The following is a 15602-nucleotide window of genomic DNA, read 5'->3' as shown; positions in this document are numbered from 1 at the left end:
AGCCACCCTATAAGAAGAAGGAAAAGATGAAAAAGACCCTGCTCGCAACCGCCGTCCTCGGAAGCATGACGCTCAACGCACATGCACAAAGCAGCGTCACGCTTTACGGCCTGATCGATGCCGGTATCAGCTACGTGAACAACGCCCGCGCCGGCACGGGCCACGACCACCTCGTCAAATACGACGACGGCGTTGCGTCGGGCAGCCGCTGGGGCCTGCGCGGCACGGAAGACCTGGGCGGTGGCCTGAAGGCGCTGTTCGTATTGGAAGGCGGCTTTAACAGCGGCAACGGCACGCTCGGCCAAGGCGGCGCACTGTTCGGCCGTCAGGCTTATGTCGGGCTGTCGCAGAACAACGTCGGCGCGCTGACGTTCGGCCGCCAGTATTCGTTTTCGACGGACTACCTGGGCGGCACGTATTCGACCGGCAGCCAAACCGTTGCAGGCAACTACGCTTATCACATCAACGACGTCGACCAGTTGACGTCCAGCCGTATCAACAACGCGGTCAAGTTCAGCAGCGCGAACTTCTCCGGCTTCACGTTCGGCGCGTTGTATGGCTTCTCGAACCAGGCAGGCGCTTTTGCCGGCGCACCGGCAAGCGGCACGGCCGCGGCACCGGTCGCGGGTTCGTCGCGCGCGTATAGCTTCGGGGCGAACTACGCGAACGGCCCGATCAGCGTCGGCGCCGCGTACACGGACATCCGCTTCCCGAGCCAGGCCGTCCCGACCTTCTCGACCACCCTTGCAAACGTGACGACAGGCAACGTGCGCGACCTGCGTACGTACGGTGTCGGCGGCCGTTACACGATCGGCGCGGCCACGCTGTGGGCGCTCTACACCAATACGCGTTTCGAAACGCTGACGGGCGCGGCGACCACGTTCACGGCTTACGATGCAGGCGCGAAATACGCGTTCACCGCGGCCTTGACGGTCGGCGCGGGCTATACGTACATGCATTTGAGCAACGCGAACACGGGCCACTGGAATCAGGGTGACCTGAGCGTCGACTACGCGCTGAGCAAACGTACTGACGTGTATGCGCTGGGTATCTACCAGATCGCTTCGGGCCACAACACGGCAACGGGCGATGTGCAGGCGCAGATCGGCTCGAGCACGAGCTTCTTCGGTCCGTCGGGTCCGGGCGCGGACAACCAGTTGGCATTCCGCGTCGGCATTCGCCATCGTTTCTGATGCATACGCTCCTCGCCATGGCGAGTTGCGTTGTTAGTTGAACGGTATCTCGCCGCGCAACAACCGACGAGCTTCAGTGTCCGCACTTCTCTTTGTGCTGCACACTGAAGCTCGTCGGCACATCCGGGGTCGTGAATGACACGCGATGAACGTCGAGAATCAGGCGTCAATCATCGCCTTCCGAAGCCGCCGACGTTCCAGCCAGTTACGTAGCTGGCCCGCCACGAATGCGCCGATCAGCAACGACAGATACAGCATCAGGATGTTGTGGCGCCATGCATCGAGCGCGAGTTGATGCCCGACCAGCTTCGGGTCTGCGTGCAATGGTCCGACACGAAGTGCCATGACCGCCAGCTTCATTCGAACAAAACCCACAGCGGACAGCGTAGGCAACAGAACGAGCAGTGCAATCAGAAAGGGCTTCGCGCGCCGCGCCCCTTCACGATGACGCATACGCAGCCACAGTCCCAGACAACCATGCACCCAGCCCGGCGCAAGCAGCGCAAGCTGCAAACCTTGCGTGCCGCTGGTGATGAGCGATATCACGATGCGCTCGTAGTTCGGTTCGAAACCGTACAGCGACGAGGCAAGGCGGGTGGACACCACATGGCGGATCAGCAGTAGAGGCAGACTCAGTCCCGCCCAAAGCCGAACCCATTCAGTGAGCGGCAGCTTCCAGTGACGGCGGCCATAGATCGTTCGCAGCGCCAGCGAAAAATGCAATAACGACGCGCCATAAAGGAGCACCGTTCCCGGCGCACTGCGCCACACCCGCAGCGCCAGCACAAGACCGCGCCCCGCAAGATCGAGCGACCAGATTCCGAGTGCGTGATTGATCAGGTGCAGGGAAAGATAGACCAGCAGAACCACGCCGGACACGAGCTGACAGCGGCGCAGAAGAGTATGGACGGTCGATTCCCTCACAACGCGCGCAGACAAACTCAGCGGCCGCCGAAAAGGCATCAGCGGCGCGCGCCCGGCGGCTCGCAGCATATCGCCCGCAAGCAGAGGCTTCCAGGTCGCAATGCGCGTTCGATTCATTTCGGCCCCCACGCACGAGGCCGTTCCTGCCGGTTGCCACCCATTTTGTGATTCACCGGCGCCTGGCGAATAGCGTCCGCAAATTTCTGTAGCGCCGACAGCGAACCGCACACGCTGTGGTATTCCTCCCGGCCGATCCGGGCGTCGAGAATAACCGCCATTCCCGATTGACGGGCCATGTCGATGATGTCCATTTTGATCACCCCCAATTCGTGTCTTCACGCACTGCAAGACGCGGAATCCGAGGTGGTTATTCCCACGCTTTTCTCAACGCGCTGCCGGGAATAAGAAATCCACTCCGCTGGTTTACCGGTTCAGAGCGTGCTGATGCCGACTCGCGTCGAGTTCGAACATTGCGCTCGCATATCGAGGAGTCTTGACATGAAACTGATCTCTCTGAACCGTCTCATGGTCCGCGCCGTAGCCGGCGCACTCGTCGCAAGCGCCGCCCTTCTGGCGACGGCGAGCGGTGCCTATGCGCAAACATCGGCCACGCCCGGCGCGCATCAAGTCACGCGCGCAGAAGTGCGCCATGAACTCGAGGAGTTGGAAGCCGCCGGCTACGATCCGTCTCGCGGCGACGAAAGCGACTATCCCGCCGATATTCAGGAAGCGGAAAGAAAAGTAGCCGCCATGCACGCAGCCCAGCAGAGCGCGCTCAGCGACAACCAGCCGGCAATGCAAAACATGCCCATGCATTGATGGCGGTCCGGTGTGTGTGAACCTGTGGACAGTGGGTTCTCCTTTTGAGCGTCGGTCTTCCTCCGATCGACGCTCCTTTTTTCCCGGCATCGAACTCACCGCGCGCGGGCGTTCGCGTCTAGCGGCTGGAAGCGAAACTGCGGCTGGAGATCGAGATGGAATTGCCGTCGGGGTCCTTGGCATTGGCAAATGTGTAGCCGTCCGCCCGATGCGTTGCGCCGAATTGCAGGCCGTTCTTTGCGCATTGCTCCTTGAACGCCTCAACGTCCCGAATATCGAAAACGAGCTTGACGGTCACTTGTCCGGACTTCACTGCCTTCCCCGCCTGATGAACCATGATGATGGCGCCGCCGTGCGGCGACACCAATTCGATGATGCGGTCATCTGGGTCGACTTTGCGGGCGAATCCGAAGTGTCGTTCATAGAACGCACAGGTCTTAGGGACGTCTTTCACATACAGCAAGATCCGGTTCAAAGTGGGCTGCATTGAATTCCCGATTGTTTTTATAACGATGACGCGCAGCAGCCTTGATCGTCACAGGCTCAATGCGATCGTCAAACCGTTGAAAATCGCATGCGTTGCAAATGTGGCGCGAAAGGCGGGCCCCGACCGTCTGGCTTCGATGATAAAGATCGAAGTCAGAATTGCCGCGGTGGCCAGCATTCTAATCGCGCGCCAATCGGTATGCCCGTGTCCGAGGCCGAACACCACGGTGGATACGACGCCGGCAACTCCCCACGAACGACGCAACGGCCCTCGCAAGAACTTGATGATCAGCCACTGAAAGAGAAAAGTCTCATACAGCGGCGCAAATAAAGCGACCCATAGAATTTTGAGCCACAGTGGGCGTCCGGCAAACGGGTCGAGACCCGGCGTCGGATAACCGAATACTCCGCCCAAGCAAATGGAGATCGCATATTGCGCCAGCAGGATGGACGCTACTCCGGCAAAAATGAGGATCGGCGTAGGTACAGTGGTGAGAGCGGCGAGTGATCTGCTTCGAAGCGTCGATGTCGATTCCAGAATTGCCTCCGGTTTGCGGTTATTCGAGTTGTTATCAATCGTTGATTATCGACGAGAAACCGGCTGGTCGCACCACCACGTCATCGCTCCCCACGCAACGCCGCCCAACGGGAATACAACGAATGCCCACAATACTTCTCTGACGCTGATCGTCGAGCGAACATACCACCGGATGCCAAGAGAAATCAGTGCGCTGGAAACGCCGTACATCAATACGCCCCGGGTCACGATAAATCGAAGCATGGTCCATCCTTATGAGTTATTTGGGCAGATGTTCACCCGCGAGTGTTAACTCATCCGGACTTTGCGGCAAGACCCCACTGCCGTCAAAAACCGAGGCAGCCTTGCTGCCTCAGTCGTCATCACATCTGATTCAGCATTACACTGTTCAATGTGCGCTGCACGATCGGCGCGAGCGACGCGCCCAGCCGCTCGCCCTGAGGTTCGTCGATCAGGCTCGTCAGAAGTTTGGAAAAACGCGGCTCTTCAACCCCCGACACGATGTACTGCCAGCGATACGCATCCAGCATCCCGGCCTTCACGCGCGCCTGTTCGTGATCCGTGAACGTGCGCCCGGCATTGGCGAGAAAGTACTCCGCGTCGGCCTTGGCCTGCAATTGCAGCAAACCGTCCACCGCGCCGATCAATTCGATCAGGTCGCCAATCGCCGCATCCCGCGCCGTGGCATCGAGCTTCGCATCGTCGCGCACCCATTCGAGTTCGTCGATGATCGCGTGCTGCGACTCTTCTTTCCAGTGAAACAGGAACACGTCCTTGAACAGAGGCGACAGACTGTCATCGACTTCCATGCTCTGACGGTAATGCACCTGCGTCACGATTTCGATGCAGCAGGTCAGCGCGAGAATGGCCCATGTCGATTTGCCGAGGACGAAGTTCGCGACGTCGTCGGTCGGCGGCAAGAAGCGGTAACCCGTCGGCATGTCCTCACCGGCCAGTATCTCGATGCGGCGGAACAGTTCCTGATGCTTCAGTTCTTCTTCGGTGAAACGCATCACGGCTTCGAGCGCGATCTGGTCACCCAGCGCGTGATCGCGGCCTACTTCGAGCATCTTCGCGCCGACAAAACGCTCGACTAGCCGGAACATGTTCGCGTAGGTGCGTCCCTGCACCTGCGACATCAGCCGGCGTTCGTCCGCGTTCAGGAACGGCAGCCGGTCGACTTCCGTGAGACCGTCGGGCAGGAACTTGTGCGAGAGATCGAAGCGGCGTCCGCGAATCACGTCGCGGTCGATATCCCAGCGGATACGCCGGGACACTTCAATACATTTCGCATAACGCTGGGACGGCAACTCAGCCTGGATGGCATTCATGGCACTACTCCTCGATGGAAAAGGGATTCGAGCGGCGCAGCGAGACTTCGCATGGGTCACCGTCTGAATCGAATTTTCCGTGTGGGGGTCGTAGCGCGCATGAGGCAGCGGTCCCGGCAAACAGCCCGGATGGCGCGAATTAGTGCGGTGCCAGGGGGACCTGTGTCCCGGATGCCCGGGCGAGCACGATACCGTCAGGCCGCCGGCGAATCGAAACCCGCCTTGCGAGCGAGCACGATGGCCTGCGAACGGTTCTCCACTTCGAGCTTCGCAAAGATGCTCGTGATGTGATTGCGCACGGTCTTTTCGCTGAGCGCGAGTCGCGCGGCAATCTGGGCGTTATCGCGTCCGCCCGCAATCAGTTCGACAATGTCGCGCTCACGCGGCGTCAGCGTGGCGAACACGGGGTCGATGGCGATGTCGGCGGAAAGGAAGTTTCTGATTTCTTCGCGCCAGCGCAGCCACGCGGGTTCCGTATCGAGCAACAGATGATTTTCGCTTTCGAGCGGCACGAATCGCGCATCTGGAATCTGTCCCGCAAGCAGGCGGCTTTCTTCAAAGGGCACGCGGGCATCGCCACTCGCGTGCAGCACAAGCGTCGGGCACGTGACCTGTTCGAGCAGATCGACGACATCGATCTCGTTGAAGACCCGCATGATTCGCGCGGCGTTGCGCGGCGTGGTGGTCATGCGTTCGAGTTCGTTGAACCAGCGATGCTGCTCGGGCGTGCCGCCAGGGATGAACTGCGTCGTGAAGAATTGCCGGAAAGCCGGATTCTGCTGCCCCCAGCCGAGTTCGGCGAGTTTGACAAGCGTTTCGGCCTCGTCGCGCATCGCGTCGCCGCCGTGCCGCTTGAGCTTGCCGCGCGCATAGCCGCCGTAGAGGATCAATTGCTTCACGCGCTCCGGATGCGCGACCGCGTAAGCGACGGAAATCGACGCGCCCTGCGATATGCCCAGCAACGTGAAGCGCTCGACGCCGCTCGCGTCGATCACCGCCTCGAGATCATGCAACCAGGCTTCGAATGAAATCTCCGCTACGTCGCGATCAGACAAGCCGCAGCCGCGCTGGTCGTAGCGCACGAGCGTGTGATTGCGGCTCAGTTCCTCGACAAGATGGCTCCACACGGGACTCTTCAGATCGAGTTCGAGATGGCTCAGCCAGTTCGCCGCCTTGATGATCACGGGACCGGTGCCCGAAACCGCATAGGCGATGCGCACGCCGTCGCTGCTGGTACAGAAACGTATCTGCTGCCGGAGACTGGACGGAATTGCGGACATGACTCGCGGAATGTAGTTGCGGGCTTGAGAGGCCGTGATTTGTCGGAGGAAAGAACTTCCCGCTAGCCGCGCGGGATGCCGGTATGAGCAGCTTTCAACATAGAAAGCCGTCACGATGTAATCAAACGCTGCAAACGTTCGAGCGCGAACGCGGGACATGCCGTGGCACACGAGCATTCTTCAAACATCGCCTTCGTGATCGCCTCGCCGAGCTTCGTCTTTTCCGAACCTTCGCTTCGTAATTAGCCGGTTTATCCGATCCTGAACGCACCGCAGACTGGAGCTCATCTTCACTACGGACATCGTCCACGCAAGGAAAAAATCATGCGAACCTATCCGCGTAACAGCCCGCAAGCCGCAGCACGCATCGTCGCGCTGGCCCTCACTTCGGACGGTCACGTGTGCAGTTCGGAAGAGCGCGTGCTGCAGCGCTTGAATATCGCCGGCGAACTCGGTCTCGCGCCCGCGCAGTTCGAGCAGATCGTGCAAACGCTGTGCGAGGACCATTCGGTCGCGCATCTGTCGTTCGCGCCGCCGGTGGGCCGTCTCGATCCGGCCATGCTCACGACCTTGATCGACGAAATCGACGATCCTGCGTTGCGCCGCAAGATCATTCGCCTGTGTGTTGCCGTTACGGTCGCGGACGATTATCTGGCGGACGGCGAAATCGCCCTGCTCGCGGCCATCCTGAACGCGTGGGGACCCAATCTGACGCCGGCCGCCAACCGTCACGGGCTTCCGTCGCGCGTCATGCGCAGTTATCAACGCGCGCCGGCCACCACCTGAGAAGCGAGGCCGTGATGTTGCCCGCGACGCGAGCGGATGGCGTGAATCTCCTCGATCACGCCATCCGCGCGGCCAAGCCAGCGCAGGCCCCGCAGCAGCGACAGGTCCTCCGCGCCGAGTTCCGCGAGCGGAAACACGCCGAGGCCACGCGCGGCGAACACCGCCATCAGCGCGCTGTCCTCGAATTCGCCGACGATGCGCGGCCGGATGCCCTGCGTGTCGAACCAGCGGTCGAGCCGCGCGCGCAAGGCGGCGTGGCGGGTCGGCAAAAGTACGGGCACGTCCGCGAGGCACTGCGGAAAGCCCGCGCGCGCGGACTTGCGGACGATTTCCGTCGGGCCATACCAGTCGACCGGCGAACCGGCGAGGCGCTGGCTCAGCACGCGCAGGTCGGCATTGTGCGGCGCCGGCTGGCAAGCGAGCACCAGATCGAGCCGATGCAGCGCGAGTTCCGACATCAATTCGGCGTGCTCGCCCTCGTGACACAAGAGCCGCAGCGACGGCGTACCGAGCACCGGCGCCAGCATCGCGTGCGCCGCGAGCTTTGAAATGCCGTCGGACAGACCGACGGCGAGCCGCACCACGCCTTCCCCTCCGGCCTCGCGCATCTCGTCGAGGAGCGCCTCGCCGAGCTGAAAAATCTGTTCCGCGCGATTGAACGCCGTCTCGCCGGCTTCCGTCATCGTGACGCCGCGCCCCGCCGGTTTCAGCAATTGACGCCCGATCGATTTTTCGAGCTCCCGAACCTGCGCGCTGATGGTCTGCACCGCCATGTCGAGCCGTTCGGCCGCGCGCGCGAAGCCGCCCTCTTTCACGACGATCCAGAAATAGTACAGATGACGGTAGTTGAGCATGGCGTAACACTTCGAAAAAAACGATACGTCGCTCAGAGTATCACTGATTTATCCGAAGCCAGAAGATGGCGATCATGACGCTAATCCGACGTCACCCGCATTCATTCGCCAACGGACACCATGGACACTCTGCTCACACTCGTTGCCGACCCCGCCGCATGGGCCGCGCTCCTCACGCTGGTCGTGATGGAAATCGTGCTCGGCATCGACAACCTGATCTTCATCTCGATCCTGAGCAACAAGCTGCCGGAAGCGCAACGTGCTCACACGCAGCGCATCGGCATCATGCTCGCGCTCGTGATGCGGCTCGGCCTGCTCGGCACGGTCGCGTGGATCGCGCAGTTGACCGCGCCGGCCATTACGCTCTTCGGCCACGCGTTTTCGTGGCGCGATCTGATCCTGCTCGGCGGTGGCCTGTTCCTCGTCTGGAAGGCGACGCGTGAAATTCACCATCACGTGGTCCATGCCGAAGAGGAACGCAGCAAGACGGGCAGCACCGTCCAGTTGACCGTGGCGGCCGCGATCGGCCAGATCCTGGTGCTCGATATGGTGTTCTCGGTCGACAGCATCATCACCGCGGTCGGCATGACCGAACACATGCCGATCATGTTCGTCGCGGTGATCAGCGCGGTCCTGGCAATGCTGTTCGCCGCACGCCCGCTGTCACGCTTTATCGATCGCAACCCGACCATCGTCACGCTCGCGCTCAGCTTCCTGCTCGTGATCGGCATGACGCTGATTGCGGAAGGTTTCGGCTCACACGTGCCGAAGGCCTACATCTACGTGGCGATGGCGTTCTCCGGTTTCGTCGAGGCGATGAACATGCTGGTGCGCCGCGCGAAATCGAAGCGCACTCAGCACCGGGCAACGGTCGATACCGTGTGATGGTTTGTTTCCGGATCGGGCGGCTCGCCCGGTCCAGCATTCGATGTCTTTCTACTCTTGAGGAGCGACACTATGAAATGCCCCGTTTGCAAGACCACCGACCTGCTGATGACCGAGCGTCGCTCGATCGAAGTCGATTACTGCCCGGACTGCCGGGGTGTGTGGCTCGATCGAGGGGAACTCGACAAGCTGATTGCGCAGGACGCGGCAAGTGCCGACGCACCGCCCGCGCCGCGTGGTGCAAGCCGCGACGGCTACCGGGAGCGCGAGCATTCGTACGATAACCACCAGCGTGGATACGACGACCGTCGAACGGACTATCGGACGCAGAAGAAAAAACGCTCGATTTTCGACGTGTTCGATTTCGACTGAGCGTCGTCAGCCATGAGGGAAGAAGCGCCGGGAACATTCCGGCGCATATCGCACTAGCGTGCTTTGCCGCGAGCGCTCTTGCCGGCGTTGCCGCCGCGAGGCGCGTCTTTACCGGTGGGCGCGGCGCCACCATTCATCTGCTCCATCCACGACAAGGCGTCGACGTAGGACAGAAACTGCTTGAGGTAGCCCGGTGAAACTTCGCGCATGAGTGAGAGCGCCCGGTGCACGAGGCTGCTCGAGTTGAGCGGGCCGGCGTTTCCTGGCACGTGTTCCAGCGACTGCCGCATCTGCTTCTCGGTACGGACTTTCGACCAGACTTCCCTGAAATAATCCAGCGCGGGCAGTTCGGGATACGAAGCGGAGTGCGGCAATCCGCTCGCCGCAGGCACATGATCCTGACTCGCGATGTAATCGACGAGGCCTTTCAGCGTTGCATCCGCGGATTCGCCCGCGCCGTGAGCAACTGCGTCGTTAGCCGAAGAGGCCGCGCGTTCGATTTGCGCGGCATACGCGTCCAGCAGACCCGACAGCCGCTCGTCCAGAATCCGTCGTGTTTCGCCGCCGTGGGCGGCCGCGCGCCGCTCGAACGCATCGATGAAATGGAAGCGCACAGGATCCAGGCGATCCGCGCCGCGCTCGCGCCACGCGTCGAGCGTCGCACGGGCTCCGCTTGCCGGATCGCTGTCGCCGCCGTTAATCACGTGGCTTCACCGTTGCAGTCGACGGCCTCGGCACCGGCGCGATTTCCACACGACGGTTTTTGGCGCGTCCCTGTTCGTCCGTATTCGAGCTCACTGGTTGCCCGGAGCCGAACGCCGCCGCGAACAACGACGACGCGGGCACGCCGTCGTCGATCAGCGCGCGCGTCACCGTCAGCGCGCGCTGCGCCGACAGTTCCCAATTGTCGGCGAAACGGCGATTGCCTTCGCGCAACCGCTGGTCGTCGGTAAAGCCGCTCACCATCAGGATTTCGTCATTGGCGCCGAGATACGCGGACAGCGGCCCGGCCAGACTCTTCAGCAGATCCCGGCCTTGCGGCTGCAACTGATCCGAGTTCAGCGCAAACAGCACATTGCCGCTGATGCCGATGCGCCCGTTCACCAGCGTCACGCGCCCGGCGGCGAGCGGACCCGCGAGCGCCTGCTCGAGCGTCTTGCGGCGCTGCGTTTCCAGTTGACGCTGCTTGACCTCCTGCTCCAGCTTGCTCGAAAGCTCCAGTTGCACGCCGATCACGCCCACGAGGATGAGCACGAAGGCGCCCAGCAGCACCGACATCAGGTCGCCGAAAACCGGCCAGATCGGCGCGACAAGCTCCACGCCGCCGTCGATGTCCTCGCTCATGCCGCTTCAGCTCCCGCCGATGCGCGCCGGCCGGCGAGCCGCTGCAGGTCTTCGACGATCTGCTTCTGCGACATCACGCTCAGGTCGATGACTTCCCGCGCTTGCGCCACGTAGTACGCAAGCTGTTCGTCGCTGCGCGCAAGGGATTTGTCGAGCGCGCTTTCGATACGTTGCAGGTGCGTCACCAGCTTGTCGTTCGACTCGCCGAACACTTGCACGGCGGCGCCGAACGCTTCGCCGAGACTTGCCACTTCGACGGCGCTGCCGGTGACTTGCGCGGCAACGGAGCCCAGCTTGCCGGTTTCGAGTTCGATCTTGTCGGTGAAGCGCGTGCCCACGCGCTCCAGCAAATCCGCCGACGTGGCGACGAGCGCGTCGACCGCCGTGCGCTGCTCGGTGGACGCGTGATTGACGGCGTCGAGCAGGGTTTCCAGCGTTTCCAGCAAGCGAGCGCGCTCCTGCAGCATCGCGGTGTCGCGGACCATGCTGTCGGAGAGCTTCTGGCGCAGTTCGGCGACGACTTCGGCCGCGGCCTTCGGCGCTTCCGAGGCGGCTTGCACGAGTTGGCCGATCTCGGCGATCGTGTTGCTGGCGTGGGCCTGCGTCTGGGCCGAGATGTCGCGCGCGGTTTGCGCCAGCGTCTCGCAGATTTCCTGCTGACGGCTCGCGGTGCGTGCGCCCGCTTGTTCCCATTCCTGGCTCAGCGTCGTGGCCATCGCGCCGAGCGCTTCGGTCCAGGCTGCCAGACGTTGCTGATCCCGCGAGGCCAATTCGGCCTGGAGGTTCGCAGCAGCCTTCGGCGCTTCCGCCGCGGCCTGCACGAGCCGGTCGATTTCAGCAATCGTGTTGCTGGCGTGGGCTTGCGTTTGAGCCGATATGTCGCGAGCGGTTTGCGCCAGCGTCTCGCAGATTTCCTGCTGACGGGTCGCAGTGCGCGCGCCCGACTGCTCCCATTCCTTGCTCAAGGTCGCGGCCATCGCGCCGAGCGTCTCGGTCCAGGCTGCCAACCGTTGCTGATCCCGCGAGGCCAATTCGGCCTGCAGATTCGCCGCGGCTTTCGGTGCTTCCGCCGCGGCCTCGACCAGCCGGTCGATTTCGGCAATCGTCTTGCTGGCGTGCGCCTGCGTTTGAGCCGAAATATCACGCGCCGTTTGCGCCAGCGTCTCGCAGATTTCCTGCTGACGGGTCGCAGTGCGCGCGCCCGACTGCTCCCATTCCTTGCTCAAGGTCGCGGCCATCGCGCCGAGCGTCTCGGTCCACACCGCGAGCCGCTGTTCATCCTTCGAAGCCAGCTCGGCCTGCAAGTCCGCGTGCGATTGCCCCACGCCACGCAGCAGGGACGCCGCGTGCTGCTCGAAAGTCGCAGCGGCCGCCGCCAATGCCTGCTGGTTGCTCGCCGCAAGCTTCTCGCCGGCGCTCTCCTGACGCGACAGCGCCTCGTTCCACGCCTGCGAGACATTTCCCGCTGTGCTTTCCAGCCGCGCGGACACGCCATCCAGCAGACCGGCCGAGCGTTGCTCGAAAGTGTCGGTGAAACGATCCAGCGAGTCGCGCAGATGCTGCGCCAGTTCCTCGCTCGAACGTTGATGTCCCGCCAATGCCTTGTTCCAGATATCCGCGACGGTCGTCGTGCTCGTCTCGAAGCCGTTCGTCAGGCCGTCCAGTTGCCGCTGCACAGCGTGCGTGACGGTGTCGTGCAAGGCCGTCGTCTCGCGCGCGAGGCCGGCCATCGTGGCTTCCATGACCGGCTGCAGCGCCGCGCCGGCGGCGCGCGTGCTGTCCGCCACGCTCTCCTTCAACGACTGTTCGACCGAACTGGCGAGGCGCGTATAAGCGGCCTCGGCCCTGCCGTGGAAGGCCTCCTGGCTGGCGATCTGCCGCTCGTTCAACGCGAGGCTTTGTTGCTCGATGGCCGACATCATCGTCTGCAGCCGGTCGACCAGCGTGGGCATCACTTCAGTCTGTCGCTGCAAAAGCCTGAACGCCTCTTCGCGCTGATGACTCTGCGAGTAGATGCGCAGCGTCGTCGCGATCTTCACGTCAAGCATCTGCGCTGCCTGCAGGCGCTCGCGACGGCACAACGCGGACAGCAGCCCCAGCATCGCGGAGGTGGCCACGCCCGCAATCGAGGTGCCGAACGCAAAGCCCAAGCCCTTGACCGGCGCGGCGAGCGAAGCGCGGATCGCTTGCAGGTCGGTCGCGCTTTCCAGCGCCATGCCGGTGCCGCGCAAGGTCACCACCATGCCGAGCAGCGTGCCGAGCATGCCGAGCAGCACCAGCAAGCCGACCAGGTAAGGCGTCAGCGCCGGACCCGGCAACGCCACCCGCTCGCCCTCGATACGCAGGCGCGCCGCGTTGCGCAAGCTCGGATGCACCGGCTCGAGCCATGCGCCGAGATTCGGCGGCGGCCCGGACAGCCCGGCGACCGCGTGCGCGAGCGTGGCGGTGGCCTGGTTGTAGCGGTGCAATTCGAGCGCGCCCGCCAGGTAGCACACGCCAATCAGTAAGGTGACGGCCAGCGCCAGCGGGTTCGAACCGAGGTAGCCGGCGGCGATCCAGCACACCGCGGCCAGACCGGCCAAAAACACAACGAGATCAATACGATATCTGGACATAGTGTCCCAGTTAGCTGGCGCGAAGGGCGGCGAGCAACCCTTCGACCGGTTGTAAACGAACATCCAGTTCGGCAAGCAACACGCTTTGCATGTCCTTGCGGAACACATTCAGCCATGCGCCGGGCGTGGGCGCCGCTGGGTTGCTTGCGGCGCTGCTTGCCGCATTGCTTCTGGCGTCGTCCGCGGATTCGGCGGATTCGGCGGACTCGCCGGCCTCGGCGGCCTCGCCGGCCTCGGCGGCGGCCAGCGTCGCCTGCTCGGCCGCGCGCAAGCGCTCGAAGTGCCCGGCCAGCAGCACGGGCACGGCAGCCAGCAGATTGCGCTCGCGCTCGCTCAGCGCGCGCTCCATCACCGCATCCACCACGGCAAGCCGCGCCATGGCGGGCGTTCTGGCGGCCAGCATGCCCCGCAGGCGGCCGCGCAGATTGCCGATCGCCATTTCCATCGACTGCTGGATGGAGAGGTAGCGTTGACGGAAAACCGCGTAATCGGCCACCGGCTCCGCGGGCGTATTCTGCGACGCCGCCTGTGCGGACGCATGCGCGGGACCACGCCGCCTGTCGGCTGCGAACACGCTATCGCCCGTGATGTTCTTCGCGAGCGAACTGCGCGCGCGCACGTACTCCGACTCTTCGGCGCTGCCGAAGCTTCGCGCGCCGGCGGCGACGGCCGGCGGATTGCCGCTTAGTGCCGAGGACAGCGCAATGGCGTCGGTCCAGCCGAGCCATTGGCTGAGCCGGTCCGAGAGCGATTGCCTGGATTCGGGGACATCGACATCCGCGAGGCGTGCCAGTAAGCGAATGAGCGCCGGGCCGCTGAGGGCGGTGCGCTGGGGGGCTTGCAACATACCACCGGAGACAAAAAAGTCGCCAGTTTACACGCTGTCGGCGCCTGGGCGGCCGCAAGTCGATTCGCGGACCGCGCGCGAGGCGCATTTTACTTGAGCGGAGCCGTGCTCGGCGGGGCGTTCCGGCTTGATGATTCGCCTGCTGCTTTGGCCTTCTTGGACCTTCCGCTTCGACCTTCCGCTCCGACTCGCCGCGCCGCCCGATTGCGCGCTCACTGAAGCGACACGCCCTCGCTCATCAGAAGGTTTTCGCGCATCCACTGCTCCATGCTGCAAACCGCCATGCCGCGCTGCGCGTTGAACGTGCGATCCATGTCCCATGACACGCCCTCACCTTCCGCAAACACCACGCGGTACTTCCTGATCGAGCTGTCGCGCTCCTCGGCCAGTTCGCTTTGCAATTGCGGCACGCTCCATTCGACGCGGCGAACCTTGCGCCCGAGCATCGCGTCGACGGCATCCGCCAATTGACGATATGTCACCGTATCTCCAGCGACGAACACGACCTCGTTCGCGATGCGCGGCTCGGCGAACATGATCTCCACGGTCAGTCTGCCGATGTCATCGGCCGTGGTGACCGTCACCGCGTTGTCCCAACTGCCGAGCGCGTGAACCGTGTTCTGCTCCAGATCCACCACGCCGAAGGACGGCTCGAACAGAAAACTCGTGAACATGCCGGTCGACACGATCACCCATTCGGTGCGGCCTTGCGCGCGCAGCAGGTCGCGCACGTCGAGTTGTTCATCGAACAGGTCCTGCGCGCTGCCCCGGCCGATCACGTCGTAGTCCACGCCGAACTGCCACGGGAAATAACGCGCGACATCAGCTGCGAGCACGGCACGGGCAATCTTCAACTGCACGCCTTTGCCGCCGACAAACCCGGTGCAGGACACGACCGTGTCGAAGCGCCGAAACAGCGCCGCAAGCGAGGCCTCGGACTGCGCGGCCAGATCGCCCGGCACGAGCTCAATGGCGAGCGCGCGCAATTCGGCGATTTCCTTCTGCCTGGCGGCATCGCTGGATTGCAGGGTGGATGGCCGCAGGAGAACCGCGAGCGAGACGCCCGGCGTCAACGCGCTGCGCCGCGCGAGACTGCGCAATACGGCCATGCCGAGTTCACCGGCGCCGAGCACGAGAATGGATTGAGTGTGCGACATGTGTGAGACCTTTTCGAAGTTCGGGAATGGATCGAGTGGCGTTCGCTCGTGCGATCCGCCGTCACCGGTAGCACGCCGGTGCGTTGCAGCTTCACGCAGAAGTCAGCCGGACGAATTGGAGTCTAGGTGCGCAAGCCGCCGCCATTGTTCGCCCTCACGGAATTGAGAAAG

Annotated in this window: 18 protein-coding genes; 6 read left to right on the top strand and 12 right to left on the bottom strand. The window is 63.1% G+C overall.

The window, feature by feature from the left end:
• Window positions 1-26 precede the first annotated feature (26 nt).
• The gene (locus ACQKRQ_RS03530; RefSeq protein ID WP_427475078.1) at window positions 27-1193 is read left to right on the top strand and encodes a porin; all 1167 of its coding nucleotides are present in this window, start codon (window positions 27-29) and stop codon (window positions 1191-1193) included.
• 159 nt (window positions 1194-1352) lie between these two features.
• Here ACQKRQ_RS03530 and ACQKRQ_RS03525 read toward each other — a convergent pair whose 3' ends face one another.
• Window positions 1353-2156 carry a hypothetical protein gene (locus ACQKRQ_RS03525; RefSeq protein WP_427476070.1) on the bottom strand — a complete coding sequence of 268 codons (804 nt, stop codon included), beginning with the start codon at window positions 2154-2156 and terminating at the stop codon, window positions 1353-1355.
• Window positions 2157-2230: 74 nt separating this feature from the next.
• Entirely contained in the window at window positions 2231-2428 is a 198-nt protein-coding gene (locus ACQKRQ_RS03520; RefSeq protein ID WP_427475076.1) for a hypothetical protein, read from the bottom strand.
• Between the two features lie 187 nt (window positions 2429-2615).
• On the opposite strand from ACQKRQ_RS03520, the gene ACQKRQ_RS03515 reads away from it, so the two are divergent.
• Complete coding sequence (locus ACQKRQ_RS03515) at window positions 2616-2936, top strand: DUF4148 domain-containing protein (RefSeq protein ID WP_427475074.1); 321 nt, start codon at window positions 2616-2618, stop codon at window positions 2934-2936.
• Window positions 2937-3054: 118 nt separating this feature from the next.
• Here the strand turns inward: ACQKRQ_RS03515 and ACQKRQ_RS03510 are convergent, their stop codons facing one another.
• Window positions 3055-3423 carry a VOC family protein gene (locus tag ACQKRQ_RS03510; protein WP_427475072.1) on the bottom strand — a complete coding sequence of 123 codons (369 nt, stop codon included), beginning with the start codon at window positions 3421-3423 and terminating at the stop codon, window positions 3055-3057.
• Between the two features lie 48 nt (window positions 3424-3471).
• Window positions 3472-3837 (bottom strand): CPBP family glutamic-type intramembrane protease, encoded by a 366-nt coding sequence (locus ACQKRQ_RS03505; RefSeq protein ID WP_427475070.1) that lies wholly within the window; start codon window positions 3835-3837, stop codon window positions 3472-3474.
• A gap of 31 nt (window positions 3838-3868) precedes the next feature.
• Between ACQKRQ_RS03505 and ACQKRQ_RS03500 the strand changes: the two genes are divergently transcribed.
• Window positions 3869-4252 (top strand): hypothetical protein, encoded by a 384-nt coding sequence (locus tag ACQKRQ_RS03500; RefSeq protein ID WP_427475068.1) that lies wholly within the window; start codon window positions 3869-3871, stop codon window positions 4250-4252.
• 70 nt (window positions 4253-4322) lie between these two features.
• Here ACQKRQ_RS03500 and ACQKRQ_RS03495 read toward each other — a convergent pair whose 3' ends face one another.
• Together ACQKRQ_RS03495 and ACQKRQ_RS03490 are read right to left on the bottom strand one after the other, a co-directional pair.
• Window positions 4323-5291, bottom strand: a complete 969-nt coding sequence (locus tag ACQKRQ_RS03495) for a hypothetical protein (RefSeq protein WP_427475066.1) — start codon at window positions 5289-5291, stop codon at window positions 4323-4325.
• A gap of 194 nt (window positions 5292-5485) precedes the next feature.
• On the bottom strand, window positions 5486-6571 hold the full coding sequence (locus ACQKRQ_RS03490) for an alpha/beta fold hydrolase (protein ID WP_427475065.1): 1086 nt from the start codon (window positions 6569-6571) through the stop codon (window positions 5486-5488).
• A gap of 324 nt (window positions 6572-6895) precedes the next feature.
• On the opposite strand from ACQKRQ_RS03490, the gene ACQKRQ_RS03485 reads away from it, so the two are divergent.
• Window positions 6896-7357, top strand: a complete 462-nt coding sequence (locus ACQKRQ_RS03485) for a TerB family tellurite resistance protein (protein ID WP_408281079.1) — start codon at window positions 6896-6898, stop codon at window positions 7355-7357.
• Here the strand turns inward: ACQKRQ_RS03485 and ACQKRQ_RS03480 are convergent.
• Window positions 7333-8211, bottom strand: coding sequence for a LysR family transcriptional regulator (locus ACQKRQ_RS03480; protein WP_427475063.1), 879 nt, complete (start codon window positions 8209-8211; stop codon window positions 7333-7335). The two genes, ACQKRQ_RS03485 and ACQKRQ_RS03480, sit on opposite strands and share 25 nt — an antisense overlap.
• 120 nt (window positions 8212-8331) lie before the next feature.
• Here ACQKRQ_RS03480 and ACQKRQ_RS03475 point away from each other — a divergent pair, with 120 nt between their 5' ends.
• Together ACQKRQ_RS03475 and ACQKRQ_RS03470 are read left to right on the top strand one after the other, a co-directional pair.
• Window positions 8332-9096 carry a TerC family protein gene (locus tag ACQKRQ_RS03475; protein WP_427475061.1) on the top strand — a complete coding sequence of 255 codons (765 nt, stop codon included), beginning with the start codon at window positions 8332-8334 and terminating at the stop codon, window positions 9094-9096.
• Between the two features lie 72 nt (window positions 9097-9168).
• Complete coding sequence (locus tag ACQKRQ_RS03470) at window positions 9169-9468, top strand: zf-TFIIB domain-containing protein (protein ID WP_408174994.1); 300 nt, start codon at window positions 9169-9171, stop codon at window positions 9466-9468.
• A 53-nt stretch (window positions 9469-9521) separates the two neighbouring features.
• Here the strand turns inward: ACQKRQ_RS03470 and ACQKRQ_RS03465 are convergent, their stop codons facing one another.
• From ACQKRQ_RS03465 to ACQKRQ_RS03445, 5 genes are all read right to left on the bottom strand, one after another.
• On the bottom strand, window positions 9522-10172 hold the full coding sequence (locus ACQKRQ_RS03465) for a DUF2894 domain-containing protein (protein ID WP_427475059.1): 651 nt from the start codon (window positions 10170-10172) through the stop codon (window positions 9522-9524).
• Window positions 10165-10812, bottom strand: a complete 648-nt coding sequence (locus ACQKRQ_RS03460; RefSeq protein WP_427475057.1) for an OmpA family protein — start codon at window positions 10810-10812, stop codon at window positions 10165-10167. The genes ACQKRQ_RS03465 and ACQKRQ_RS03460 overlap by 8 nt, the downstream gene beginning before the upstream one ends.
• Window positions 10809-13427 (bottom strand): DUF802 domain-containing protein, encoded by a 2619-nt coding sequence (locus tag ACQKRQ_RS03455; RefSeq protein WP_427475055.1) that lies wholly within the window; start codon window positions 13425-13427, stop codon window positions 10809-10811. Before ACQKRQ_RS03455 ends, ACQKRQ_RS03460 begins: the two co-directional genes overlap by 4 nt.
• A gap of 10 nt (window positions 13428-13437) precedes the next feature.
• Window positions 13438-14274 (bottom strand): DUF3348 domain-containing protein, encoded by an 837-nt coding sequence (locus ACQKRQ_RS03450; RefSeq protein WP_427475053.1) that lies wholly within the window; start codon window positions 14272-14274, stop codon window positions 13438-13440.
• A 212-nt stretch (window positions 14275-14486) separates the two neighbouring features.
• The gene (locus ACQKRQ_RS03445; protein WP_427475051.1) at window positions 14487-15431 is read right to left on the bottom strand and encodes an aromatic alcohol reductase; all 945 of its coding nucleotides are present in this window, start codon (window positions 15429-15431) and stop codon (window positions 14487-14489) included.
• Window positions 15432-15602: the final 171 nt, after the last annotated feature.

The organism is Paraburkholderia sp. NPDC080076 (genome assembly GCF_050281145.1).
In the GTDB taxonomy this organism is placed as follows: domain Bacteria; phylum Pseudomonadota; class Gammaproteobacteria; order Burkholderiales; family Burkholderiaceae; genus Paraburkholderia.
Note: the sequence above shows the minus strand (reverse complement) of the source record. Positions and strands in the feature narration are given on the sequence as shown.